Genomic DNA, 25412 nt, shown 5'->3' on the forward strand with positions numbered 1-25412 from the left:
TGTCTTTATTGTTTATTTTTTGCCCAAGCGTTTCGAGCTGTGCTTGCGCGGTCAAAGAGTGCTTGTAAGCCAGCACCGTCTTCGTTGGTGAGTAATTTTTTGAGTTGAGATAACTCGTTTTGATAAGCTTCTAATTCACTTAATAAAGCCGTTTTGTTAGCCAAGCTAATGTCACGCCACATTTCGGGGTGACTGCCTGCGATTCGAGTGAAATCTCTAAATCCACTGGCGGCGAAGCTAAATAGCTGTGCGGCATTTGGTCGAGAGGCGATGTCATCGACTAATGCAAACGCCAGTAAATGCGGTAAATGGCTTACTGCTGCAAAAATACCATCGTGCGTTTCAGCGGACATTTCACTTACATTAGCACCGCAAGTGCGCCAAAATTCAGCGACTATGGCAATGGCATCATTATTAGTTTCTGAAGTGGGCGTTAAAACAACGTTTTTGCCTACATATAAATCAGCCATAGCAGCGGTTACGCCACTCTTCTCTGCGCCAGCGATGGGGTGACCACCGACAAACTGATTAAATTGATCGCCTAATACTTCTTTTGCGCTCGCTAAAACATCACTCTTTGTGCTGCCCGCATCAGTAATGACGGTGTTGCTGCTTAAATGCGGTTTTATGCTTTGTAAAATGCTGGCTGTTTGTGCGACTGGTGCGGCAATCATTACCAAGTCAGCATCTTTAAGAGCTGCATGGATGTTGACTTCTTGTGTATCAGAAAACGCATCAATCACACTTAGATTTAGGGCTTCTTGCAGGCTTTCCTGACTGCGGCCAATGCCTGTAATATGTGTTGCGTTGGCTTTCTTAAGCGCCAACGCAAAAGAACCACCAATCAAACCCACACCAAAAATGACGATTTTTTTCAAAAGTTAAAAGTTTTCAGAAGAAATGCTGCAAGTTAAAAAACTGAATTGTAGCATTTTTGCTTACCGACAGTTACTTAGCGTGAAGGTGCGCAGAACCGTAAAACACCATTTAATAAATATGGAAGCGGTGTTTTTGACAACCAATGACGATTGTCTGCAATCAGCGGGTAGGCGCGGCTAAGTATGGGCCTGAGTGTTTTACTTCCCCAAATTTTGGCAAGGCTGCTAAATCCACCAGCGCCATAAGCGGCTGCAAATACATCTACACCTTTAATCCAGTTGCCTGTAGCATCTTGCGCGTGAATGCGCTCCATCATCGCCTCTTTGGTGGTGGGGCAAAACTCAGGTTCATTGAATGCTTGGTTTGAGCAATCGACTAAGATTAACTTGTTTTCAAAATCAGTTTCTTTAATTGTGTGCATTTCGCTGGCGCAAAGTGGGCACGAGGCATCGTAATAAATGGTGAGTGGAAATTTTATGCTTTGTGTCATTTTGTCTTCCTTTATGCAATGTTTTATACGTTTTTTTTATACGCTGTTACCGCGTATTAACATCTGAATTTTTGCACCATATTTCATGATTTTTGTTAGCGTTTCAGGTTTAAGTTTAATCATTTCGTCGCCCCAAATTGATAATGTTTTCATTAGCTCCAACATATCTTGAACACGCTTTTTAGCTTCCAATTCATTGTTATTAAATGTATTTTCTGACAAATAACGCTCTAAAAACTGTACGGTTGGATCAAACTCACGTGCTTTACGTTCTGTAATCACCGTGCGAAATAACTCCCAAATATCGAGCGAGGTTTCAAAGTAATCTCGTCTATCGCCCATCATGTGAGTAATGCGAACCAAGTGCCAGTTTTGCAATTCCTTTAGGCTGTTACTTACGTTAGAGCGCGCTACTTGTAAGGTGTCGGCAATTTGTTCTGCATTCGCTGGTTTGCCAATAAAGTATAGAAATGCATGAATTTGTGACACTGTGCGGTTGATTCCCCAGCGAGCGCCCATTTCACCCCAATGCAAAATAAATTGATTGCCCAGTTCACTTAACTGTATTTTTTCGTTTGATTCAATATTGGCTTCAGTGTTCATTTTTATCTCCTCTAAAAATACTATTTGACACAGTATCTCATTCGTCATATATTTCTGTCAATACAGAAATTAAAGAAATTATTGGTTTGTGTTTTATAAGGTGAAAAAATGAAAGTACTCGTGTTGGGAGGTAATGGTTTTATAGGAAGCAGCATCGTGGCAAAGCTTAAGCAGCAGGGCGTTCATGTGTTAATCGGTAGCCGTAATCCAACTGAGAATGTCGATATGGTGAACCTACGCATGCAAGAAATGTTGCTTGTGGATGATTGGCTGCCAGTATTGAAAGGCATTGATATTGTCGTAAACTCTGTGGGAATTTTGCGTGAAAGAAATCTTCTGTCACGTGTTCAATCAAAACGTGAAACTTATGACAAGGTGCATAATTTAGCGCCAACGGCCTTAGCGCAGGCTTGTGCCAAGCTTAATGTGCGATTAATTCATATTTCTGTGATTGGACTAACAAATCTCGCAAAAAGTCGTTTTATACGTTCAAAATTTGCAGGCGAACAAGGCATTATAAGTAGTGGTGCGCAAGCGATTTTAGTTCGTCCGTCATTATTGGATGACGCTGGCGGCTATGGTGCAAAATGGTTCAGAAGGGTGGCAACATGGCCTGTGCAGTTTGTGATGAAGTCAAAGGGTTTGATTGCACCATTGCAAGTAACCGATTTGGGTGAGGCTGTGGCAAATCTATGTCAAATGGAATTTGATACCTTACCAAAAGTAATAGAGCTTGGTGGGAATGAAATTTTTGCTATTGAGCAATACTTAACTAAGTTGCGCATACAAACCAATAAAACACGCGCCTTACAGATTGCAATGCCTAAAATTGCGGTGCGACTATTTAGCCATATTTTTGACTTGTTGGTGTGGACGCCATTGTCATTTGGTCACTTTGAGTTAATGCAAGGCTATAACGTGCCTGCGAAAAATATGCTGCCTATACTACTTGGACGTAACCCGATTGAGGTGGGCGTGAAGGCGGAGCGCGATTACTTGAATTTGCCTTACATGCAATTAGAGCTAGGAAAGCTAAAAGTGATTAGAGGCATTTAATCAATCGGTTAAGTGAGCTGCCATTCTCCATCAATCAGCATTTCAAGTGGCTTATAATTTTGTTTATAAGCCATTTTTTTGCTTTCTCTAATCCAATATCCTAAGTATAAGTAAGGAAAGTTGAGCGTTTTAGCCCATTCAACCTGCCATAGGATGTTGTAAGTACCTAAGCTTGCGCGCGGGTCGCTGGTGTCGTAAAAAGTGTACACAGCTGAGATGCCATCTAGCACGATATCAATCACGCTGACCATTTTAAGCTGATCGTTTTCTCTAAATTCTACCATCACGCTTTCTACGTTGGTTTGGCATAAAAAACTCTGGTATTGCTCAATCTTTTCAATTTCTGTAATTCGTTCTGCATCTAGTTCAGAATTTTGTTCAGATTCCGCATGACGTGCTGCTTGATAAGCTGCGTATAGTTCGTAATGCTCTTCATGATATGCAATCGGCAGAATGGTTGTAGTGAGATTTTGGTGTTGCTTGAACGCGCGTTTCTGACTGCGGGTTGGCACAAAATCACTTAGCATAACTCTTACTGGTATGCATTCTCGGCAGCTTTCGCAATGCGGTCTGTAGGCAAACTTACCACTACGTCTAAAGCCTTGCTGAATCAGGCCACTGTATATGTGTGCGTCAATTAAATGTTGCGGTGTGGCAATTAAACTTTGAGCGAGTTTATTCGGCAGATAACCGCAAGTGTAGCCAGTAGTGACGTAAAACTGCAATTTACTTAGGGGTGGTTCTGATGGAATTGTCATACTAAGCACTTACCAAAAATTTTAGATGTTGAATAAAAAGATCTCGCTCAATCTCACGTCCACCAAAGCTGGCGAGTAACGGTGTTTTCATCTGGCAATCTATCAGGCCAACATTTTGTTTTTGTAAGTATCTTACCAGATGTACAAAGGCTACTTTTGAAGCATCTGTCACATGATGAAACATACTTTCTCCATAAAACATGTGCCCAATCTTAATGCCATAACAGCCGCCGACTAATTGATTATCAAGCCAGCTTTCCATACTTATGGCATAGCCTAAACGGTTAAGTTCACAATAAGCGGCTATCATTTCATGGCTAATCCAAGTACCTGCCGGGTTATTGTTTTTGTCTAATCTAGGTGTATTGCTACAGGCGGTCATGACTGCACTAAAACTTGTATTAAAACGCACCTCGAAAGGCTGTTTTTTGAGTGTTTTTCTTAGTGAATTCGATATTTTTAGCTCATCTGGAAAAAGGACCATGCGTGGGCTTGGGCTCCACCACATCACAGGTTCGTTCTCGTTAAACCATGGAAATATTCCTTGCTGATAAGCTTCTAGCAGACGTGTTGCAGATAAATCGCCCCCAATCGCAATTAAACCATTTGGCTCTTTGAGTGCCATAGATAAAGACGGAAACTCGCAGTCATCCTCTAGGCTAGCGACACGTCCGCTGGGCAATTGATAATAGGCGTAGCTCATAAATTTCGTGTGAATTTAACGGTCGATTTGATTGAAGTTAAATGTTAGTTTACCTTGTTTAGCCTTTATGATTAAATGAATCCTATGTCTTTGTCATCACATAAACTTTTAAGATTATTCGTGTTGCTTTTGTTGACAGTTTTTATTAGTGAAACTGTCTATGCAAGCGGCATGATGGCATCTGTAGAAGTTACTCCCAGCCATGTAGAAATGCAGGCTGAGCCTTGCCATGACGAGCAGCTTGTTCAGCAAGCTCATAAAAAGCAACACGCGCATGCAAGCTGTAAAGATTGCAGTCATTGTTTTGCATGCTTTTCAATGATGGTGCAAGCGCCTTTGAGTACACCTGCTTTACAAAAAACGGTGATTGCAACAGCACTCTTTGTTGAAATTTATCATTCTCCTAGCACTGCCCAACCTCAAAAACCACCCATCGCTTAGCTCATAAGCTTTTTCCTGCCCGTCGTTTGCGCATTTGTAAGCGATGAGCAGGTCATCAATTTTAGTTTTATTGTAGATCTTACACAGTAAGACCTGATTCTATAGATGGGATGTATATGAGATTTTTCCGAATAATGCTCACTTGCGTATTAGCCAGCTTGGCTCTCGGCGGCTGCGCAACATTTTCCCAAGACGGCGGTTTTGGTGGGGTGAAAAAAGCAAGCGCAGAGCATATTAAGCAAGAAATCGTTTGGCCAAAAACTGAGGTAGAACACAAAGCTGTAGCCGATAGAGTAGCTGAGCTATTAAAAACACCTTTGAATGCCGATACTGCTGTGCAGTTCGCTTTGCTCAATAATAAAGATTTACAGGCTTCGTTTTACCAACTAGGTATTTCTGAAGCGGATGTTGTGCAAGCAGGTCGCTTACCAAATCCAAAGTTTTCTATGTTGTATGCCAGAAATAACGGTGATTACAAAATAGAACAAGCGCTGACTTTTAACATTTTTTCGCTGGTCACCATGCCAAAAATGTTGGAAATTGAGCGTAGCAACTTTGAAAAGACCAAGCAATCCGTCGCACTTGATGTTCTAAATTTAGCGAATGAAACGCGGCTTGCTTATTTTAATGCTGTAGCCGCAAATGAGCGTTTGAGTTATAGCGAACAAGTCAAAGAGTCTGCAGAAGCCAGTGCAGAGCTGGCAAGTCGCATGGTGAAAGCCGGTAATTGGAATGCGCTTGAGCAGGCGACAGAGCAAAGTTTTTATGCCGAGGCCATTGTGGAATATGCCAATGCAAAGAATCAACAAACCAGCGCGCATGAAGCATTGTCGCGCTTGCTTGCGCTACCTGTAGACCAGCTAAGTTTAGAAAAACGTCTGCCAGACCTGCCTCAACATATAGAGGAATTGCATGCTTACGAAAAAATGGCATTTGAGCAACGGTTGGATTTACAGGCGATGCGCCTAGAAACGCAAGCTTTAGCCAAGCAACTAGGGCTTACTAGAACCACACGTTTCATTAATGTCTTAGAAATTGGTCCTGCGCGAGTCTTAGAAGGCAGACGTGGCGATCCTTATAAAAAAGGCGTGGATATATCATTCGAGTTGCCTTTGTTTGACTGGGGTGGGGCAAAAGTCGCTCGTGCTGAGGCAACGTACATGCAGGCTGTGAATCGCACCGCGCAATTGGCGGTTAATGCGCAATCAGAAATTCGTGAAGCGTATAGTCGCTATCAGACAAATTATGAAGTAGCTAAACATTATCGCGACGAAATTGTGCCGCTGCGTAAAAAAGTATTACAAGAGAATCAGTTGCGCTATAACGGCATGTTAATCAGCCCGTTTGAGCTGTTTACCAATGCCCGTGCGCAAGTTGCAAGTGTGAATAGCTATATCGCAACATTGAATGAATTTTGGTTGGCAGAAACTGCATTGCAGATGTCACTTATTGGCAGTGCCAGCAAAGAAGGAAAATGAACATGAACGACTTTTTGAGTAGACGTAACTTTTTTAAATTAGCCGGTGCTGGTATCGCCGCATCTACCGTTAGCAAAGTTGCAATGGCGGCTTTGCCGGAGATTGTTTCAGCTGAAACTGCAAATACACAAACGCAGCTACATCCTAATACGGGGAGGCCTTATAACCCTGTTGTAACACTGAATGGCTGGAGTTTACCTTGGCGTATGAATAATGGTGTTAAAGAGTTTCACTTAGTGGCGGAGCCAGTTGTGCGTGAAATTGCACCTGGCATGAAAGCGCACTTATGGGGCTACAACGGCCAAAGCCCAGGTCCAACTATTGAAGTGGTGGAGGGCGATAGGGTACGTATCTTTGTGACGAATAGATTGCCCGAAGTCACCAGTGTGCATTGGCATGGGCAACCTGTACCCAATGGCATGGACGGCGTAAGTGGTTTAACACAACCTGCAATAGCGCCCAGTAAAACTTTTGTGTATGAATTTGAAGCTAAACGTGCTGGCAGCTTTATGTATCACCCACACGCCGATGAAATGACACAAATGGCGATGGGGCTGATGGGTAGCTGGGTTACGCACCCTAAAAATCCTAAATTCATGCCTGTAGATAGAGATTTTATCTTCTTGCTGAATGCTTACGATATTGACCCTGGAAGTTACACCCCAAAAATCAACACGATGTTAGATTTTAATTTATGGACATGGAATAGCCGTGCATTTCCAGGTATAGATCCACTTGTGGTGCGTAAGAATGACCGAGTGCGTATCCGTGTGGGCAATCTTACCATGACCAATCATCCCATTCATTTGCATGGTCACGAGTTTCAAGTGACAGGTACCGATGGCGGCTGGGTGCCGCCTACAGCAAGATGGCCGGAAGTGACTACAGATATTGGCGTAGGGCAAATGCGCGCGATTGAGTTTGTGGCAAATAATCCGGGTGATTGGGCATTCCATTGTCATAAAAGTCACCACACCATGAACGCGATGGGGCATCAGGTACCGACCTTGTTAGGTGTTCAGCAAGGAGATTTGGTTGATAAAATAAGTAATTTAGTACCAGATTATATGGCAATGGGCGAAACTGGCATGTCTGAAATGAGCGACATGGCGGCTATGATGCCGATGCCATTACCAGAAAATACCTTGCCGATGATGACGGGTAAAGGGCAATTTGGTGATGTGAATATGGGCGGTATGTTTTCCGTATTAAAAGTTCGTGAAGGCTTGGCAAAAGGTGATTACAAAGACCCCGGACATTATCAATTTCCAAAAGGTTCACTGGCTTATGAGTTTGTAGGCGATGCGCCAGAGCCGCCAAGGCAATCCGCGACCGATGAAAAAGCTGAAGTAGAAGTACAAGTGCGCAAACCTACAGGTCATACTGGACATTAATCAGGAGCTTTTATGCAATATATTATTTTTAAATATTTAATCACTGCAGGCGTAGTGGTCGTGGTTTCAGAATTTGCCAAGCGCAGTGATAAGCTTGGCGGTCTGATTGCTGCGCTGCCTTTAGTAACGGTGCTCACGCTGATTTGGCTGTATGTAGAGCATCAACCAGCTAGTAAAATTGCTAATCATGCCTACTATACTTTTTGGTATGTATTGCCAACTTTACCTATGTTTTTACTTTTCCCTTACTTGCTGCCTAAATGGGGTTTTGTGCTGACGTTGGTATCTTGCGTGATATTTACTATCGTCACTTTTTTACTATTTGCCTTGTTGGTAAAACAGTTTGGTATAGACCTAATTTAGATAGGGTTAATTTCAACAAGGTTGTTATAAAAAAAGCTTCTTAATCATACGATTAGCGCGTAAAATGCCCGAACTTAAAAATTTGTAGCGAATACCTTGGAACAATACACCACAATGCTCGCAAAACCCATTCACAGCTACCGCCCTTATTGGGCGAAGCGGTTTGGTGCTGCGCCGATTTTACCTATGTCTCGTGCCGAGATGGACGAACTTGGCTGGGATAGCTGCGACATTATTTTGATTTCTGGTGACGCTTATATTGATCATCCAAGTTTTGGTATTGCTTTAGTCGGACGTTTGCTAGAGGCTCAAGGTTTTCGCGTGGGAATTATCTCCCAACCTGATTGGCAAAACGCTAATGCTTTTAAGTCACTAGGTAAGCCTAATCTATATTTCGGCGTGACTGCTGGCAATATGGATAGCATGGTGAATCGTTACACGGCCGATAGAAAAATCCGTAGTGATGATGCTTACACGCCAGATGCTGCGCCAAATAAGCGTCCTGATAGGGCTGTGCTAGTTTATTCGCAACGCTGTCGCGAAGCATATTCAGATGTGCCATTGGTCATTGGCAGTATTGAAGCCAGTTTGCGCCGTATTGCGCATTACGACTACTGGAGTGATAAAGTTCGTCGCAGCGTATTGATCGATTCAAAAGCTGATATTTTGCTTTATGGCAATGCAGAACGCGCTTTAATTGAATTAAGCCATCGTATCGCTAAAGGCGAAAAAGTCGCGGATATTCAAGATATTCGCGGTACCGCTTTTTTGCGTAAAAAGATTCCAGAAGGTTGGAGTGAAATTGAAAGCACAAAGCTAGACCGTCCGGGTACCGTTGAAAAGCACGTTGACCCCTATGAAATGAAAATGGGCAAGGCGGATGCAAGTTGTGCAACAGACGAAAACAATGCCAAGCCAACTCTACCTGAAGGTACGAAAGCGATTGAAATAGTACGTAAGCCCAAAGCCGATCGCGCTAAACAAGTGGTGCGTTTGCCAGATTATGAAGCTGTTGCCCAAGACCCCGTGTTATATGCGCATGCTTCACGTGTGTTGCACTTGGAAGCCAACCCCGGCAACGCGCGCGCTTTGGTGCAAAAACATGGCGATAGGGAAGTGTGGTTAAACCCACCGCCAATTCCACTGACCACCAAAGAAATGGACTACGTTTACGATATGCCGTATGCGCGTAAGCCGCATCCAGCCTATGGCAACGCAAAAATTCCTGCATGGGAAATGATTCGTTTTAGTGTGAATATTATGCGCGGCTGCTTTGGCGGCTGTACTTTCTGTAGTATTACTGAACATGAAGGCCGCATTATTCAAAGCCGTAGTGAAGCATCAATTTTGAAAGAAGTTGAAGAGATTCGCGACAAAGTTGATGGTTTCACTGGTGTGATTTCTGACCTTGGCGGTCCAACAGCTAATATGTATCGTATTGCTTGTAAGAGCGAAACAATTGAGAAAAATTGTCGTAAGTTGAGTTGTGTGTATCCCGGTGTTTGTGAAAACTTGAATACTGACCATACAGCCTTAATTCAGTTGTATCGTAAAGCACGTGCCATTAAAGGCGTTAAGAAGATTTTAATCGGTAGTGGTGTGCGATATGACCTTGCTGTGAAGTCGCCTGAATACGTCAAAGAGTTAGTGCAACATCACGTCGGCGGCTATTTAAAAATCGCCCCTGAGCATTCTGAAGAGAATGTACTCAGCAAAATGATGAAGCCGGGCATGGATGCGTATGATGAATTTAAAGCCATGTTTGAAAAATTTAGTGCTGAAGCAGGTAAGAAGCAGTATTTGATTCCATATTTTATTGCGGCTCATCCGGGCACTACTGAACTGGATATGCTCAATTTAGCGCTTTGGTTGAAAAAATATGACTTTAAGTTAGATCAAGTACAAACCTTTACGCCCACACCTATGGCAATGGCCACGGCCATGTACCATTCAGGCAAAAATCCATTGCGTAAAGTCACAGCAGATTCTGACGATGTGCCGATTCCAAAAGCCGGTAATGTGCGTAAATTGCATAAAGCATTTATTCGCTACCATGACCCTAATAACTGGCCTATGCTGCGTGAAGCCTTAATCAAAATGGGCCGTGAAGATTTAATTGGTAATGGCAAGCAGCATTTGATACCAGCTTGGCAGCCGCTTTCAAACAAGCCAATTACTACCGTGCGTGGTGAAAAGCTTGAGCGAACCATTCGACCAAGGCGAGTGTCAGAAGTCAAACGCAAATATTCCTAATCGGTCTTACTAGCTAAGTTAAAGTATTAGGCGTATTTGTATTGCTCATACTCCTAATACTTTAAGGTGGCTTTATGATTTTGCAATTTAAACGACTGTTCAGTGCAATTGTCACGTTTGGTTTTTTAGCGCTTACTATCACTAATGTTTACGCTGAACAGGGGTTATTCTGGAAAGTAGAATCGCCTGCCGGTAAAACTAATTACCTTTTCGGCACCATGCATACCGATGATAATCGGGTGACTAACTTTTCACCTGCTGTTGATAACGCACTAAAATCCGTAGATGCCTTTATGATGGAAACGCTAGCGCCTAATGACCCCAGCGTATTTATGATGCAGGATAGTGATTTGAAAAGCATGCTAACCGAGGTTGAGCTGGATAAAGTCTATGACTTAGCTGAGTTTCACGTGATGCACCGCAACGCTGCAATCCACATGAAGCCATGGTTACTTGCTGTAGTCTTTGATTCACCCAAACCCCTCACACCCTTCGCGCAAGATAATCTACTGATGACTAAGTCTGAAGACGTTGGTAAAGAGGTGATTGGGATTGAAAGTACAAAAGAACATTTTGGTGTAATGGATAGTTTTAGTCGCGATGAGCAACTAACTATGTTGCGCGCGGTATTAAAGCGCACCCCAGAGCAAAAAGAGCGTGATTTTGAATCGCTGATAGCGGCTTATTTAGCAGGCGATAGCAATAAAGTAGCCGCTCTAGACGAAAAAATTACAGGTGGCATGCTTCCACCCGCGTTGTGGGCAAAAATGCGCGCTAAGCTATTGGATGAGCGCAATGTGGTGATGGCGCAGCGTATTGCGGAAGAGGCTAATAGCAAAAGTGTATTCGTTGCAGTTGGCGCCTCACACTTGGCAGGTAAGGGCGGTTTAATTGCTAGGTTAAAAGAAGCGGGTTATAAACTAAGCCCAATCAATTAAGCTTCGTATGCTGTATTTAAGGCTTAGTTGTCTTGAGGTATTCGCTTTGTGCCGCTGAGGCAGCGAAAAAGTGAGCAAGTTGCGCATCGCAATTGCACCAACATATAACGCTTGCACCAATAAATTGCTTGTTAGTTTGCCAAAATTGACTGGTTAAACCAGTTTTTTTAACACTAGTTTTTTCTCAGTAAAACTCTACCTTATGCCGCCTACGTATTTATGCGGATCTATGACTTCACTCGATTCTTCGTCTTCTTCGAAAGATGGCGTTTGTGTTTTTTTGAAAGCGGTCGATTCATTTTTAGTGGCGTTTGAGTTTTCTACTGTTGCCAGCGAAGTAGATAACTTTCCGAACATCAGGATTTCAAAATGATCGACATATTCATTCAGGTCGTTTAATCCTTGATCGCGTGAAAGCGCAATAATATTTTTGGCATAAGCTTCGTTTTCAACGAGCCATTTAATATCAATGGTTCGACTTATTTTACGCCTGAGTATCACGCTAATCAGCGCGGCTACTGAAACTTTTTCAGTGCTATGCAAAGTGTCTGCCATTACATTATCCTCTCTGCATGCTGTGTTAGGTCAAGTCCATCGTGTTCATCTTCAGCATCAACACGTAACCCAACTAACAGATTTACAATTTTTAAAATAATCAGAGTGACTATTGCACTGTATGCCAAGGTGCTAAATGCCGCTACGGCTTGTAATGCGACATTCGCGTCCAGACCACTTATCGCTTTATCTGCAAAGACGCCAGTTAAGACTGCGCCAACTAAGCCGCCCACACCATGAATACCAAATACATCTAATGCATCATCGGCCCCTAACAAGCGTTTGAGGCTAGTAGCACCTATGTAACAAAGTGCACCGCTGGCAACACCAATAGCTAAAGCTCCGCTCACATTTACAAATCCAGAAGCTGGGGTAATTGCAACAAGACCAGCCACTGCCCCTGAGGCGAACCCCAGCATAGTGATTCTTGATTTGACTAACCATTCAATCAATATCCAGGTTAAAGCCGCCATAGCTGCCGCTACTTGTGTCACCAGCATAGCCATGCCTGCACGACCATCCGCAGCTAATGCGGAGCCTGCATTAAAGCCAAACCAACCAACCCATAGCAGTGATGCGCCAACCAGAGTGTAGACTAGGTTATACGGAATGAAAGGTACTTTGCCATAACCTACTCTAGGGCCTAACACATAGGCGCAAACAAGGCCTGCTGCGCCTGCATTAATATGTACGACTGTTCCGCCAGCAAAGTCCAATACACCCATGGATGCAAACAAGCCTGATGGTTCCCACACCCAGTGAGCCACTGGTGCATAAACAAATATAGACCAAAGTGTCATGAACAGTAGCATTGCTGTAAAGCGCATGCGCTCGGCAAAAGCGCCAACAATTAGCGCCGGTGTAATAATCGCAAATGTCATCTGAAACATGACAAATACCGATTCAGGAATAGTCGGGGCTAAATGACTGACTGTGAGTTGGCTAGTCGCTTTAATGTAGCCTAGACCAGATAACATTAGGCGATCTAAGCCGCCGAGAAATGGCGTTGTTCCAGGTGTAAATGCAATGGTGTAGCCAATGACTATCCAAATGATGCTCACTAGGCAGCAAATTGCAAAGCTTTGCAAAGCTGTAGAAAGCACATTTCTCTTACGCACCATCCCTGCGTAAAACAAGACTAGTCCTGGAATTGTCATTAACAAAACCAGTGCTGTGGAAGATAACATCCATGCCGTGTCACCCGAGTTGATTTTATCAAAACCAACTAAGTAAGGTTTTGTATAAACTACAGCAGCAGGGGCTACAGGAATTACTTCTGCTGCGGGAGTGACTGGTTGAGCAGTCTGCTCTGATATGTAAGATGGTGGAGGTACTAATTCAGGAGTATCTAATGTTGGCGCTGGTAAAGCAGGGCTTGCAGCCATAGGTTCTGGGTTAGCGTTTATTTCAGAAGCAGTTGTTTCAGAATATGCTGACACAGCCAGCATATTGATTGCTAAAACAAAAAGCCATATCCATAGACTTCTATTTTTAGAGTGCATAAGTTTTAATTCCTTAGTATTAACTATTTTTATTGGATTCAAATTAACAATTTGAACTATAAGATTAGTTTTAGATATTGTTATTTAGCTTAATATAAGCAAAAAATATGCCTTATTAAATATTATCTTATAGAAACTTTTTAACATTGTAGTTGAGGTTTTCCGGCTGATTTTTAACAGCCTCAATAGCCTCATTCATTAGCTGTGTAGCTTGAGCATTACCTATTTCGGTTTCTACCCATGAGCGTAAATGTTTTAGAAATGATTTAAGTTGATCGGGCTTATAAGTGCGTACTTGGATGGTTTTACCAGTATTAACTAGCGATAGAAGCTGATTCTGCTGACTTTCAGACCAAGGCATACTTTGAATCAACTCTATTAAGAAGGGCGTTAACTTTTCACTTATTCCACTTTCAAATCTCTCTAATGAATCTAAAATTTTAAGAAGTAAACTTTGAAATGTTAGAAATTCCGGAGAGTTGATCGCTTGTTGAGTAAATATCGTTGTGTAGTCACTTTGGTCTAGTTCGTTGCTTGGTTCAATTGTGAATTCAATCGCTGATTCGATGGGTGTTTTGTTATGTGCATTGTCTTTGAATCCTTTTGCATTCGCATCATTGTCTCCGTGGAGCAATGCACGGTGTAGAGCTCTTAGTAAATCTCGTTGTTGGTCAGCTATGCCATAGCTTTGGCAAACTTCTTTCGCAAAACTATTAAGTCCATTAAATATTGATCCTGTTCCGTTAAAATAGCTCGACCACTTTTCAATGACCTCATTAGCTTCTGCTTCAGTTAATACGCTTTGCAAGCCTAGATAAATTGAGTTTTGTTTTGAATTTTGAATAGTGGTGGATTGGGAGTTCTGATTGTTGGTCATTGTGATGAGCTTAAAATACTGATGATAGTTTTATTAAGCAAGGTCTGTACCAACCTTCGACGTGTCCATTTTTTAAATGTGTTTTGCTCTCGATACAGAATAAGATGAACATCTGCAGCACAGGCGTTTATCTTGTCTTCAATATTACCTAGTTTCCGTTAACTATTCTTAACGCAACTTTTTTATCATCACCGACTGCTTCAAATGGATGGCTAAGCATGTTGAGTAGATATTTAATATCAATCCCTTGAATCAGAAGTCTTCCACTATTCGCTTTAATAATTTGTTTGATTAATACACCATCTCTATTGACTGCAAGCGGAGTGGGCGTTACTTGGCTTTCATTAAACTGAGCTACTGAGTGTAATGAACCAACTAGCAATCCAATCTTGTGTTGCAAGTACTCAATCACAATGACTTGGCTGTTGCTATCGACTACGGTAAGTTTCCCACTTAGTAAAAATCCAAGATCAAATACCCAAGCATAGGTTTTGCCTTCATTTTCATGCTGTATAGCCAGCACGCCGACGCGTTCTGAACCGCTACCAATAGAAACGCGCGAGACTTGGGATGCGGGTAGTGCTTCAAGTATATATTCAGCTTCTACTGCAAATAGCCCGCCATCAATAAAGAATGTCGCGAATTCAGGATCTGCTGTTTGAGTCATCGAAGCTTCAATAATCGATGCTGAGTTGTTACCAGAGCTATAACTGCCTCTAACTTCCCCAAACGAATCAAAAACGACAGCGATAACATCTTCTTTGTACCCGTCACTCACTTTAAATTCGCGATATCCATTAGATGCACTGCATCCTAGTATTGAGTAGTGTCCATCATGTATCACAATACGAGAAGTGCTTTTGCCATTAGGCAATGCAAGTAAGTCAGTATCAATCTCCAGCATGCTACCTACTGGGCGATTTGGGTCAGTGCTTGAAATGATTTGACCTTGTCTATCGATATAAAAAGCTTTTACAGAGTCTTTTTCTGCAATACCACCCTGCAACATGGCAAAAAATTCAGTAGATGAGTCAAACACAATTCCAATGCCACCAACCACTGAGTTACCGTTTGGCGCCATGATGGCCGCATGATAGATGTATGTCGGAGCGTTGCCATAGAGGGCGTCTGTTGCAAAAGGTGATACATAATATTGTTGCTCTGTGCGCAGTGACATCACTTGTGCCAGTGTAGTATCGTCTACTCTTGTGCCTAGGATTGAGCCACTAGCTTCCGTTGGGTTTGTACTGGCAATAATGCAACCAGTATGGTCATACACAAATATTCGGCTATAGACGGTGTATAGCGAATTGATATATTCGAGAATATCGGTAATCTGAGTGACCGTTTTGCTATCGATTGTTTGTGAAGCAAGCGCCGCCCTTAATTCTGGCGTAACAGCCCACCAACGGCAGTCATCTGAGCGCTCATATAGATTGCGGTCAAGTAAATCAACCAGTAGATGGGAAACAAATTCTGAGTCTTGCAATCTTGAAGCAAGCACGGTTTCGTATAGATCATTAATAGATTGAGCGAACAGTTCATTGCTACGGGTACCCGTTTCACTAATTTGATCTAAAACAGTTTTTAATTTCAGTAACTCACCGCTTTGTCCTGCCGTCATTACCTGCCCATTCCACACCACGCGTCGTATGGTCGAGGCAGCATTCATCACTTCAAAGAGTGGTGGGCAGAAAGATTGCGCATGTGAAAGCAGGCCTTCAGCTACGACGGGGTCTAAGGTCTTTAAAGTATTGGTTTCCTTTCCAGTAAAAGCAATGTCTACGGGAATCATCACTTGGCCTTGCCAACCTTTTGGCCCCATATAGCCTTGATAACCATCGGAAGTGAAGGTGCTCACCAAGTATTTACGACCACTAAATACTTTTAAGTTTGATTGCATATCATCATTGACTGGTACTACAGCGCCGACAGGAACCCATATCTTATCGCTAGATTCTATGACGCAATTATCGCTATCAAGTAGCAGCATGACAGATCGCTCAGAAGGGTCGCCATGTGATTTAAAAATACTCGCCATTTCTTCAACAAAATCGAAGCATAGGCATAACACGCCAATAACTTCGCCGGTGTGAGGATGTCGCATACGTTTAGAGTAAATCAGCGCTTTATTTTTGCTAGGGCGTAGGTCAGAAGCACGATAGGTTTCGACATATTGATCTGAAGCTAATGTTTCTTTAATGAGAGGGTCTAAACTGCCTTCAATAGGGGTTTCATCATTAATTTGTACTAAAACATTACCATTGACATCCAGTAAAATGATTTCATCGTAGACGGTGTATTTTTTTCTGTAGGCACGTAAGCGTGCTCGAATAAGTTCATCATTGCCTGATATACCTGCAACAAACTCACATAACTCGTTATCAGTAGCTAGAAATCCTACATCGGCAGTGCGCTCATAAAGATTTCGTACCAAAATATCAATGACATATTGCGCTTTGGTTCCTATTTCACTCAACACAGTAGCAACTTTTTCTTGCACTAGGCTTAAGACAAGTTCTTTTTCTAGCCGATTAAAGCCAGCGCGAGTTGCTGCCATCGTAGGTAGAATACTTTTAGCTTCGGTTGGACAGTTCATTTTTGCCGAAGACTCAATCATCCGCCACATCAGATTTAACTCATGCAATGATTGTTCACAACGAATGACATCTCTCATGTAAGGGAGAAAATTATCAAGCTGAATCGTAGTAATTTGGCTCATGCGCATACCCGTAAAATTATTGTAGTGGTAAATACAAATAGAATTTCTTAAATACAGATAAGCAAAATGCACGCCAGCACAAAAAATGCAGTGTTGTTGCAGATTGGCTATAGTTTTGGCTATTGGCAGGTATTGTTAATCGATTCTAATCACTTAACTTTGGTGCATATTGCTATATAGGCGCACCTTTAATGTGAACTTAATCGCTAAATGTTGACTTGCTGATTAATTCGAATGCTCTAGGTATTGGCGCCATACCTTTAGGTTACAACAATAAAGACATCACTTACATTCATCATCATGTGTGGCATAAATATTGCTTTTTAAAGTAAAAGTTTATGGATTCTATATGGTACTAATCTACAAAAAATGAAATTGCCATCACAAACAACTAAATCTCTTATCTCCATTGATGCATTTGTTCATGATCGTCAGCGCATGCTCGATACGCTTGTGGATAATCTGGAAGGTTTAGTTTATTGCAATCTTTATGATCAGCACTGGACCATGATTTATGTAAGTGATGGATGCAAAGATTTAACGGGTTACTTTCCTGATGATTTAATTTTCAATAACCTAGTTTCCTATGAAGAAATTATCTTTAAGGATGACCGAGCGTTAGTTAGATATGCTATTGATGAAGCCGTTAAGCAAGGTAAACGCTTCGAAGTTGAGTATCGTATACGTCATGCAAACACTGACATTATATGGGTATGTGAACGAGGTAACCCGATTTACAATGCAAAGGGTAAGGTTCATGCGATAGAAGGCTTTATCCAGAACATTACCCAGCGTAAGGCTGCTGAACAGTCATTACATGATGCAGAATTTCGCTATCGCTCTATTTTTGAGAATGCGATTGAAGGGATCTTTCAGACATCGCCAAACGGGCACTATCTGATTGTTAATCCTGCATTAGCCAAGATATATGGCTACAGCTCTCCTGAAGAACTGATTAGTGTTCTTAACAATATTCAGCAACAGCTTTATGTGACACCTGGTCGTCGTGAAGAGTTTGTGCAAGCTATGTTAGCCAATCAAAGTGTGCATAACTTCGAATCATTAGTGTATACAAAAGATAATAGTACGATCTGGATTTCTGAAAATGCCCGCATGGTGCATGACAAAGCAGGAAACTTGCTCTATTACGAAGGTACGGTTGAAGATATTACCGCGCGTAAAAACTACGACCATAAAATAGAACATCAAGCCAAGCACGATAGCCTGACTGGTCTACCTAATCGCTATATGCTAAATGATAGGCTCCAGCAATCTATCAACTTCGCAGATCGTTACAAAAATAAAATGGCTGTGGCCTTTGTTGATCTCGATCAGTTCAAGCTCATCAACGACAGTATGGGGCATGAGGTAGGTGATCAGTTGCTATTGATTATGTCTAAACGACTCTCTAGCTGTATTCGTGAAATAGATACTGTAGTAAGATTGGGTGGCGATGAGTTTGTAATACTGCTGACTAATATCGAAAATGTGAATGACGTCCTAATCAGTATGCAGCGCGTACTGACTGCCGTTGCCGCGCCTTGCGTCATTAATGAGCTGGATTACGTTGTTACCTCTAGCATAGGCATCAGTATTTATCCGGATGATGGTATCGAGCCGAATACGCTGCTTAAAAATGCTGATTCTGCGATGTATAAAGCTAAGAAGGCTGGGCGTAATAACTATCAGATTTACACGCAAGAACTGAATGAAGCGGTAACTGAGCGCGTGACGATGGAGTATCGCTTAAGGCTTGCAATTGAAAACGGTGAGCTCTTACTGCATTATCAACCTAAGGTAGATTTTGCAACCGGCCTTATTAGTGGTGCCGAGGCTTTAATCCGCTGGCAAACTCCTGAAGGTGAACTGATTCCGCCTGTTAAATTCATTCATATTGCGGAAGAAACTGGACTCATTGAGAGTATCGGTGAATGGGTGCTTATTGAGGCTTGTAAAAAAGCCAAAGAGTTAAAAGAAAAAATGGGGCGACCTATTCCCATTGCGGTCAATGTATCACCTCGACAATTTAAACAGCCTAATCTTGCGCAGATTATCAAAAATACTTTAGAGCTTACCAACCTGGATCCAGATTGTCTTGAACTGGAAATTACTGAAAGCACATTGATTGATGATGCTGCAAAATTTATACAAACACTTCATGCCCTAAAAACCATAGGTGTTAAGCTTGCCATCGATGATTTTGGCACAGGCTATTCAAGTTTGGCTTATCTAAAGGATTTTCCAATTGATAGACTAAAAATTGATAAAGCTTTTGTCAGCAATCTTGAGAATGATCCAGCGAACACTGCCATCCTTAAAGCCATTATAGTGCTTGGACAAAGCTTAGGCATGAAGGTGATTGCAGAAGGCGTAGAAACGCGTTTCCAGCATGATTATCTACAATCGATTGGTTGTGATGAGCTGCAAGGTTATTACTTCAGTAAACCTATACCTGCAATTGAGTTTGAAGCCTTACTTCAAAACCAGCTTAGTAATTCTTAGCTTAATAAACAATCATTTAGTCATGAAAGTGATTATAGGTTACGTCTCATTTATTCACATGCGGTCCTGCCTTGTAATTGATGATTTCAGAGCTTTGTACCACGTGAATTAACTGTTCTGTATCAAACCCAAGCTCTTTGGCCTGCGCAATCAGGTGTTGTTTAATCGGGTAGGTCAGTTGTGGAGTTCTGGAAAGTATCCATAAGTATGATTTATCTGGTCCACAAACCATGACATAGTTATAGTATGGTTTATCTAACACCATGATGTTATAAGCGCCGTAAAATGGTCCAAAAAACGATACCTTAAGCTTGCCTGTATTGGTTTTATCGGCATTGGGTGGGTCAACAAAATAAGCTTTGCCTTCTGCTTCTTTCCACTCATTGGTTTTGGGATTAAAGCCGCGGTTGATGACTTTAATGCCGCCATCATCACGCAAGCTATAAGTTGCTGTAACCTTTTCTAAATCACGTTCAAATGAATGGTCTAGTCTGGCAATTTCATACCAAGTGCCAAGGTACTGATTTGCATCAACACTATCAACCACCTTTACATTTTCAGGTGCGCCCATGCATGCAGTGAGTGCAAGTGCTGCTAGCCAAGTAAAAAGTTTTTTCATAAATATTTTAAGTTTAGCTTCAAATGTGCGAGATTGCAGTGATAATCCAAGCGAGCGCATAAAAGTTTGAACCTTGTCCGTATAATCACGTGGAAAGTCTAAGCCTTTTCTGCGTTGTTCAGAGAAGTTAATTCTGACTCAGTCAACCAACGCCATTCGCCAACAGCTAGGTCGTCAGGCAACTTTACTTCGCCTATTTGTATGCGCTTCAAGCCTTCCACTCGGTTACTAATGGCGGCCACCATGCGTTTAACCTGGTGATATTTACCTTCAGCTAGCGTCATATGAATAATGTTTTCAGTAATGCGTGTGCAAGCCAAGGCAGCAATCGGCGCATCTTCATCGATTAACTGCACGCCTTTTAAAATATGGGCGATTTGCTCATCGCTCATCGGGTGCTTACAAGTCACTTCGTAAACTTTAGGCACTTTATGTTTAGGCGAACTCATACGATGAATAAACTGACCATCGTCTGAAATGAGAATTAACCCAGTAGTGTCTTCATCTAATCTGCCTATGCATTGCACATCGCGCACCACCAGTGGATGTGGCAATAAACTGTAGATAGTAGGGTGATGCTGGGTTTTGTGTGAACACTCATAATCGCTAGGTTTATGTAGCATTAAGTAAGATTTTTCGCGGTAATCCCACGCTACGTCTTTTACTGTGTATTGCAGATTTTCAGTATCAAAAACTGCATCAGGGTCATCGCAAATTTCACCATTAACGGTGACTTCTTGATTGAGAATTAGAATGCGGCACAGCTTACGTGCGCCAAAGCCTTGGTTGCAGATAATGCGTTCAAGCGGAAGTTTTGATTTTAATTTTTTAGCCATACGTGCATTATAACGTCAGCCATTAAAAAGCCCACGTGTTGTGGGCTTTTTAATGGCTGTATTTGAATGATGTTAATTAGATAGTTTTTTAATTAATCCTCTTTGCTTACAAAGTTATATAGCAAAGCCCCAATCACCCCACCAATAATAGGCGCAAACCAAAATAACCAAAGCTGATCTAACGCGATGCCGCCTTCTAACAAAGCCGGGCCAGTACTTCGCGCTGGGTTTACTGAAGTGTTAGTCACAGGAATACTAATCATGTGGATAAGCGTCAGTGTAAAACCAATGGCTAGTGGTGCTAAACCTGCTGGTGCGCGTTTGTCAGTTGCACCCATAATAATGAACAAGAACATCGCTGTCATTGCGATTTCTGTCACTAGCGCTGCCATCATGCTGTAGCCATGCGGTGAGTGCGTGCCAAAACCGTTCGAAGCTAAACCGCCAGTAAAGCCTTCAGCACCGCTAGCAATGGTGCGAATTAGCAATGCAGCCAGAATAGCACCAAGCACTTGCGCGATAATGTAGTGGGGTAATTCGCTGGCTTTAAATCTTCCACCAGCCACCAAGCCAATTGAAACAGCAGGGTTAAGATGGCAACCTGAAATATGACCTATCGCATATGCCATCGTCACTACTGTTAAACCAAAAGCGAATGACACACCTAGATAACCTAAACCTAAACCTGGAATGCCAGCCGCTAATACAGCGCTGCCACAACCGCCTAACACCAACCAAAAAGTACCAATTAATTCTGCAACAGAGCGCTTAGTTAATGACATATTTCCTCCTGAAATTTATAAGTGTTTAAAATGTAGCTTAATAATTATTTTAACCCCTAGCTACTTAGCTAATTTACTGTAATCCTTATGCGCTCACAAGTGAGTTTCAGTTAAACTGTCATTTTTAATATGTAAACAATTGTTCAATGTCATTTAAACACATCATTTCACGCGACAACCCAGTTTTTAAGCAGCTTAAAAAGTTAGCTGATAACTCACGTGAGCGCCGTAATGAAGGGCAAACCTTATTAGATGGCGTGCATTTAATAGAAGCGTATATGGCTACCTTTGGTGAGCCAGTGATGATCATTATTCCAGAAGGCAAAAGCAGCATAGAAGCGACTGGGTTGATTCAAACATTGACTGAAATCTCAACCATCATGTTACCAACGTTGATGTTTGCTGAACTGACACCAGTAGCAAGTGCAGCGGGTATCTTGGCGCTGGTCAAAATTCCGCAATTAGCTGCGCCAGAGCAGCCAAAATTTGCGTTGATGTTAGAAGATATTCAAGACCCTGGTAATTTGGGCAGCATGTTGCGCACGGCAGCAGCGGCAGGGGTGGAAGCGGTTTATTTAAGCGCTGGTTGTACTGACGCATGGTCACCCAAAGCCTTACGTGGTGGGCAGGGTGCGCAATTTGTATTACCGATTGTGGAACGTGCTAATTTAATTGCTGAGTTGGATAATTTTAATGGCAATAGTTATGCAACCGCCATGCACGGCGAGTCGTTGTATGCGCAAGATTTAACGCAAGCAACAGCATTCATAATTGGTAATGAAGGTGCCGGGTTGAGAAAGCAAACGATAGCTGCGGCGGATAAAAGCATTACTATTCCTATGACGGAGAGCCGGTTTGGTTCTGTGGAGTCGCTTAATGCAGGCGCTGCTGCGGCTATTTGTCTATTTGAACGCAAAAGGCAGGTATTGTGAGTAATCAATTAAAGTCTAAGCAAGCTGGTTTTTCTGCTATAGAAATGATGGTAGTGGTTGCGATTATTGCAATCCTAGCTATGATTGCCATTCCTTCAAGTTTGGGCCGTATTGTGAAAGAGCAGGTCAACGCGGCGCTGCCATTGGCTGATATTGTGAAAGAGCCTATTGCGGCTGCATGGAAGTTGACTAAAACATTACCCAATGATAATAAAGAAGCTGGATTGCCTGATGCAGATAAAATTGTGAGTAATTTGATTAGCTCAGTTGAAGTAAAAAACGGTGCCATTCACATGACTTTTGGCAATAAAGCCCATTCAAAAATTACAGGCAAAGTATTGTCACTGCGACCTGCAGTGATTGAAGAATCTCAAATCGTACCAGTGACATGGGTGTGTGGCAACGCGAAGGCGCCTGATAAAATGACGCTCAAAGGCGAGAATAAAACTAATGTGGCCCCAGAGTTTCTGCCTATGATGTGTAGATAAGCTCCGTGAAACTAGCTACGGCGTAGGCAGCCCTCTAATTGTTTAATGGATTTTAGGGCTAGTGATTACGGCGGCTTCAGTTACCATGAGTTGCACTGCGTCTACCTTGTCAAAAGCATAATGCGCATTACAAAAGTCACAGTTCACTTCGATTTTCCCTTGCTCTTCAATAATGCTATTGATTTCTTCATCGCCCAGCATGCGCAACATATTAGAGACACTTTCGCGCGTGCAACTACAAAAGAATTGTGTGATGCTAGATTCAAATAGGCGCACATCTTCTTCGTGAAATAATCGAGTGATCAGTGTTTCAGTCGGCAAATTAAGTAGCTCATCATCGGTCACGGTGCCAGCTAAATAACCTACACGATTCCAAATGTCTTCATCATGTATCTGTGTTTCTTGATTCATGGTCTCTGGTAATTTCTGTATCAGCATGCCTGCAGCAGAATCACCGTCGCAACTTAACCATATTTTGGTATCAATTTGCTCAGAGCGCATCATGTAGTTTTCCAATACTGCGCTAATGCTGTCACCTTCTATTGGCACGATGCCTTGATACGCCTGCCCATCTTTTGGGTCTAGCGTAATCATAAATTGACCTTGTTCGATTAGCTCAAACAAATTCTGATTATCGGTCACTTCGTCAGCCCATTTTGCCGTGGCGCGCATTTTTATAGTGCTGCCAACATCTGAGTTGCATTCGACCACTAAGAGTTTTAACGCGCCTTTACTTTGAATCTGCATCACCAAAGAGCCATCCATCTTCAGTGTGGCTGCAAGTAGAGCGCTTGCTGCCATTAGCTCGCCAAGTGCTTTTCGCAAACCTGTAGGTAGATGCTGTTTATTCAGTGCTTGTTGTAATGTTTGCGTTAGATTAACTAGGTTGCCACGGACGGGCGTGTTTTCAAATACGAATCGTTGCAGTGTGTCTTGGTGTGTTTTCATGCCGCTATTTTAACATAGGGCTGTTAAGTTATTGCTGATAAGGTGGAATGTCCCAGCTTAGTAACTGATTTCCCAGCAGTATCAAGTGGCAATGCAAGCGATCAGCTCCGTTCGCGCTAACATCAAACTCATATGTGCGTAAAAAACGTACGTGACCGCGGCCGTTACGCCCAAGCCACAATTTGCTACACGCCACAGTTTCATCAAGTAGCTGTAAGTTAAAACGAGAAGCGAGTTCTTGGCCTAATAAAATAGCGCGTTCTCGCTTGTCCATGCTATCAAGCCAGAACCAAGCCATGCTAATGAGTATGGCTAATAATGCAATTTCCATGCGGTGTTCTTTCTAAGATTTTCTTTTTACAAGTCACTGAAGTCGTTATTGATGATTTAAATTATTTGTACTTAAAATAAAGTCGATTATTATGTTGAATTGTAAGCTAAAGCTACCGCATATCAGATATAGTTTTATGAAGTCAATATGAAAAATAATAATCTAATGGATCAAACGCGTGAGAATGAAGCCGTTAGGGCTTATTTAAAGCTATTGCAGACTAAGGGTGCTGTCAGTGCAGCACTTCTTAGGCGCTCACAGTTTTTAGAAAAGCTCATTGTGAGTCTTGCAGGCAAAGAGTTAGATGGGAATGAATACCGCGAAGCGGTGGAGCCGCTGATGGAAACCGTGCCTACTGATGATTGGCATGACTGTCTGACTGCGGCACGTGAGTTTTATCCGTTCTGGAAAGAAGATATTAAAGCCATTGCAGCTTTAAATATCAATCCGGGTTTTGATGTCACACCACTACAATGGAAGCCGTTACCAACGTCATTAAAGTTGTTGATGGAAAGCTTAGTGACTGAAAAATTTGATGCGTCAGAAAATTGGCCATTAAAAGCCTACGCACAAGCGCTTCGCCAAGAGGGTTCAGAGCAATCATTGGTTGATACGCGCGTTAAACTGGCAAAAATCATCTTGGTACGTTTGAAAAATGCACCTGTCAAAAATCATAAATCTTATCGCACCGCAGTTGATCTGACATTGCCACTATTCAACATTAAAAATAATAGGCGCTTGTTTTTAGTAGTAGTGCGCGAGTTCTATCACTTTTGGATTGGCAATCCGGATGCAAGCAGTATGGTGCTTAAAGATGGCTCAGGAAACATTCTGCTCTAAGTAAATATCAATCGATATTATCAATATTGCACTTAAATAGTGCAATGCACCAATGCGGGCACTATTTAAGTGCTAACTACCATACCTTTAAAACTAATAAGCTCTTAAAATCAACAGTTTAA

General features: G+C 42.2%; 25 protein-coding genes. 11 read left to right on the forward strand and 14 right to left on the reverse strand.

Annotated features, from left to right (window positions below; genetic code table 11):
- Window positions 1–5: 5 nt before the first annotated feature.
- From PSU72_RS09680 to PSU72_RS09690, 3 genes are all read right to left on the reverse strand, one after another.
- The gene (locus PSU72_RS09680) at window positions 6–878 is read right to left on the reverse strand and encodes a prephenate dehydrogenase/arogenate dehydrogenase family protein (protein ID WP_300432177.1); all 873 of its coding nucleotides are present in this window, start codon (window positions 876–878) and stop codon (window positions 6–8) included.
- 74 nt (window positions 879–952) lie between these two features.
- Window positions 953–1369 carry a DUF393 domain-containing protein gene (locus PSU72_RS09685; RefSeq protein WP_300432179.1) on the reverse strand — a complete coding sequence of 139 codons (417 nt, stop codon included), beginning with the start codon at window positions 1367–1369 and terminating at the stop codon, window positions 953–955.
- 36 nt (window positions 1370–1405) lie between these two features.
- Window positions 1406–1972: a MarR family transcriptional regulator gene (locus PSU72_RS09690; RefSeq protein WP_300432180.1), complete on the reverse strand. Its 567-nt coding sequence runs from the start codon at window positions 1970–1972 to the stop codon at window positions 1406–1408.
- Between the two features lie 108 nt (window positions 1973–2080).
- Between PSU72_RS09690 and PSU72_RS09695 the strand changes: the two genes are divergently transcribed.
- Window positions 2081–3028 (forward strand): sugar nucleotide-binding protein, encoded by a 948-nt coding sequence (locus PSU72_RS09695; protein ID WP_300432181.1) that lies wholly within the window; start codon window positions 2081–2083, stop codon window positions 3026–3028.
- A gap of 8 nt (window positions 3029–3036) precedes the next feature.
- Here the strand turns inward: PSU72_RS09695 and PSU72_RS09700 are convergent, their stop codons facing one another.
- Both PSU72_RS09700 and aat read right to left on the reverse strand, forming a co-directional pair.
- On the reverse strand, window positions 3037–3786 hold the full coding sequence (locus PSU72_RS09700) for an arginyltransferase (RefSeq protein ID WP_300432182.1): 750 nt from the start codon (window positions 3784–3786) through the stop codon (window positions 3037–3039).
- A gap of 1 nt (window position 3787) precedes the next feature.
- Window positions 3788–4489, reverse strand: a complete 702-nt coding sequence (gene aat, locus PSU72_RS09705; RefSeq protein ID WP_300432184.1) for a leucyl/phenylalanyl-tRNA--protein transferase — start codon at window positions 4487–4489, stop codon at window positions 3788–3790.
- A 171-nt stretch (window positions 4490–4660) separates the two neighbouring features.
- Between aat and PSU72_RS09710 the strand changes: the two genes are divergently transcribed.
- The 6 genes from PSU72_RS09710 (at window position 4661) to PSU72_RS09735 (ending at window position 11356) form a co-directional block, all read left to right on the forward strand.
- Entirely contained in the window at window positions 4661–4930 is a 270-nt protein-coding gene (locus PSU72_RS09710) for a hypothetical protein (protein ID WP_300432185.1), read from the forward strand.
- A gap of 134 nt (window positions 4931–5064) precedes the next feature.
- Window positions 5065–6408 (forward strand): TolC family protein, encoded by a 1344-nt coding sequence (locus tag PSU72_RS09715; RefSeq protein WP_300432186.1) that lies wholly within the window; start codon window positions 5065–5067, stop codon window positions 6406–6408.
- Window positions 6409–6410: 2 nt separating this feature from the next.
- Entirely contained in the window at window positions 6411–7802 is a 1392-nt protein-coding gene (locus PSU72_RS09720; RefSeq protein ID WP_300432187.1) for a copper oxidase, read from the forward strand.
- A 12-nt stretch (window positions 7803–7814) separates the two neighbouring features.
- Window positions 7815–8165 (forward strand): DUF3147 family protein, encoded by a 351-nt coding sequence (locus PSU72_RS09725; RefSeq protein WP_300432188.1) that lies wholly within the window; start codon window positions 7815–7817, stop codon window positions 8163–8165.
- A 114-nt stretch (window positions 8166–8279) separates the two neighbouring features.
- Window positions 8280–10418: a YgiQ family radical SAM protein gene (locus PSU72_RS09730; protein WP_300432189.1), complete on the forward strand. Its 2139-nt coding sequence runs from the start codon at window positions 8280–8282 to the stop codon at window positions 10416–10418.
- Between the two features lie 74 nt (window positions 10419–10492).
- Window positions 10493–11356 carry a TraB/GumN family protein gene (locus PSU72_RS09735; protein WP_300432190.1) on the forward strand — a complete coding sequence of 288 codons (864 nt, stop codon included), beginning with the start codon at window positions 10493–10495 and terminating at the stop codon, window positions 11354–11356.
- A gap of 195 nt (window positions 11357–11551) precedes the next feature.
- Here the strand turns inward: PSU72_RS09735 and PSU72_RS09740 are convergent, their stop codons facing one another.
- The 4 genes from PSU72_RS09740 to PSU72_RS09755 form a co-directional block, all read right to left on the reverse strand.
- On the reverse strand, window positions 11552–11911 hold the full coding sequence (locus tag PSU72_RS09740; protein ID WP_300432191.1) for a hypothetical protein: 360 nt from the start codon (window positions 11909–11911) through the stop codon (window positions 11552–11554).
- Window positions 11911–13413, reverse strand: a complete 1503-nt coding sequence (locus PSU72_RS09745) for an ammonium transporter (protein ID WP_300432193.1) — start codon at window positions 13411–13413, stop codon at window positions 11911–11913. Before PSU72_RS09745 ends, PSU72_RS09740 begins: the two co-directional genes overlap by 1 nt.
- 127 nt (window positions 13414–13540) lie before the next feature.
- Window positions 13541–14290 carry a hypothetical protein gene (locus PSU72_RS09750; RefSeq protein WP_300432194.1) on the reverse strand — a complete coding sequence of 250 codons (750 nt, stop codon included), beginning with the start codon at window positions 14288–14290 and terminating at the stop codon, window positions 13541–13543.
- Between the two features lie 148 nt (window positions 14291–14438).
- On the reverse strand, window positions 14439–17012 hold the full coding sequence (locus tag PSU72_RS09755) for a chemotaxis protein CheW (protein ID WP_300432195.1): 2574 nt from the start codon (window positions 17010–17012) through the stop codon (window positions 14439–14441).
- A 369-nt stretch (window positions 17013–17381) separates the two neighbouring features.
- On the opposite strand from PSU72_RS09755, the gene PSU72_RS09760 reads away from it, so the two are divergent.
- Window positions 17382–19514, forward strand: coding sequence for a bifunctional diguanylate cyclase/phosphodiesterase (locus PSU72_RS09760; RefSeq protein ID WP_300432197.1), 2133 nt, complete (start codon window positions 17382–17384; stop codon window positions 19512–19514).
- 46 nt (window positions 19515–19560) lie between these two features.
- Here PSU72_RS09760 and PSU72_RS09765 read toward each other — a convergent pair whose 3' ends face one another.
- From PSU72_RS09765 to aqpZ, 3 genes are all read right to left on the reverse strand, one after another.
- Window positions 19561–20133 carry a lipocalin family protein gene (locus PSU72_RS09765; RefSeq protein ID WP_300432517.1) on the reverse strand — a complete coding sequence of 191 codons (573 nt, stop codon included), beginning with the start codon at window positions 20131–20133 and terminating at the stop codon, window positions 19561–19563.
- A gap of 98 nt (window positions 20134–20231) precedes the next feature.
- Window positions 20232–20969: a 16S rRNA pseudouridine(516) synthase gene (locus PSU72_RS09770; protein ID WP_300432199.1), complete on the reverse strand. Its 738-nt coding sequence runs from the start codon at window positions 20967–20969 to the stop codon at window positions 20232–20234.
- Window positions 20970–21061: 92 nt separating this feature from the next.
- Window positions 21062–21751, reverse strand: coding sequence for an aquaporin Z (gene aqpZ / locus PSU72_RS09775; protein WP_300432201.1), 690 nt, complete (start codon window positions 21749–21751; stop codon window positions 21062–21064).
- A gap of 146 nt (window positions 21752–21897) precedes the next feature.
- On the opposite strand from aqpZ, the gene PSU72_RS09780 reads away from it, so the two are divergent.
- Window positions 21898–22683, forward strand: coding sequence for an RNA methyltransferase (locus tag PSU72_RS09780; RefSeq protein WP_300432203.1), 786 nt, complete (start codon window positions 21898–21900; stop codon window positions 22681–22683).
- Complete coding sequence (locus tag PSU72_RS09785; RefSeq protein WP_300432205.1) at window positions 22680–23171, forward strand: pilin; 492 nt, start codon at window positions 22680–22682, stop codon at window positions 23169–23171. Before PSU72_RS09780 ends, PSU72_RS09785 begins: the two co-directional genes overlap by 4 nt.
- Before the next feature lie 42 nt (window positions 23172–23213).
- Here the strand turns inward: PSU72_RS09785 and hslO are convergent, their stop codons facing one another.
- Both hslO and PSU72_RS09795 read right to left on the reverse strand, forming a co-directional pair.
- Window positions 23214–24119, reverse strand: coding sequence for an Hsp33 family molecular chaperone HslO (gene hslO, locus PSU72_RS09790; protein ID WP_300432206.1), 906 nt, complete (start codon window positions 24117–24119; stop codon window positions 23214–23216).
- A gap of 28 nt (window positions 24120–24147) precedes the next feature.
- Window positions 24148–24450, reverse strand: coding sequence for a DUF3301 domain-containing protein (locus PSU72_RS09795; protein ID WP_300432207.1), 303 nt, complete (start codon window positions 24448–24450; stop codon window positions 24148–24150).
- 165 nt (window positions 24451–24615) lie between these two features.
- On the opposite strand from PSU72_RS09795, the gene PSU72_RS09800 reads away from it, so the two are divergent.
- Window positions 24616–25290 carry a hypothetical protein gene (locus PSU72_RS09800; protein ID WP_300432519.1) on the forward strand — a complete coding sequence of 225 codons (675 nt, stop codon included), beginning with the start codon at window positions 24616–24618 and terminating at the stop codon, window positions 25288–25290.
- The last annotated feature ends 122 nt before the right edge of the window (window positions 25291–25412 follow it).

Origin of the sequence: Methylotenera sp. (genome assembly GCF_029945535.1) — a bacterium.
Classification (GTDB): Bacteria; Pseudomonadota; Gammaproteobacteria; order Burkholderiales; family Methylophilaceae; genus Methylotenera.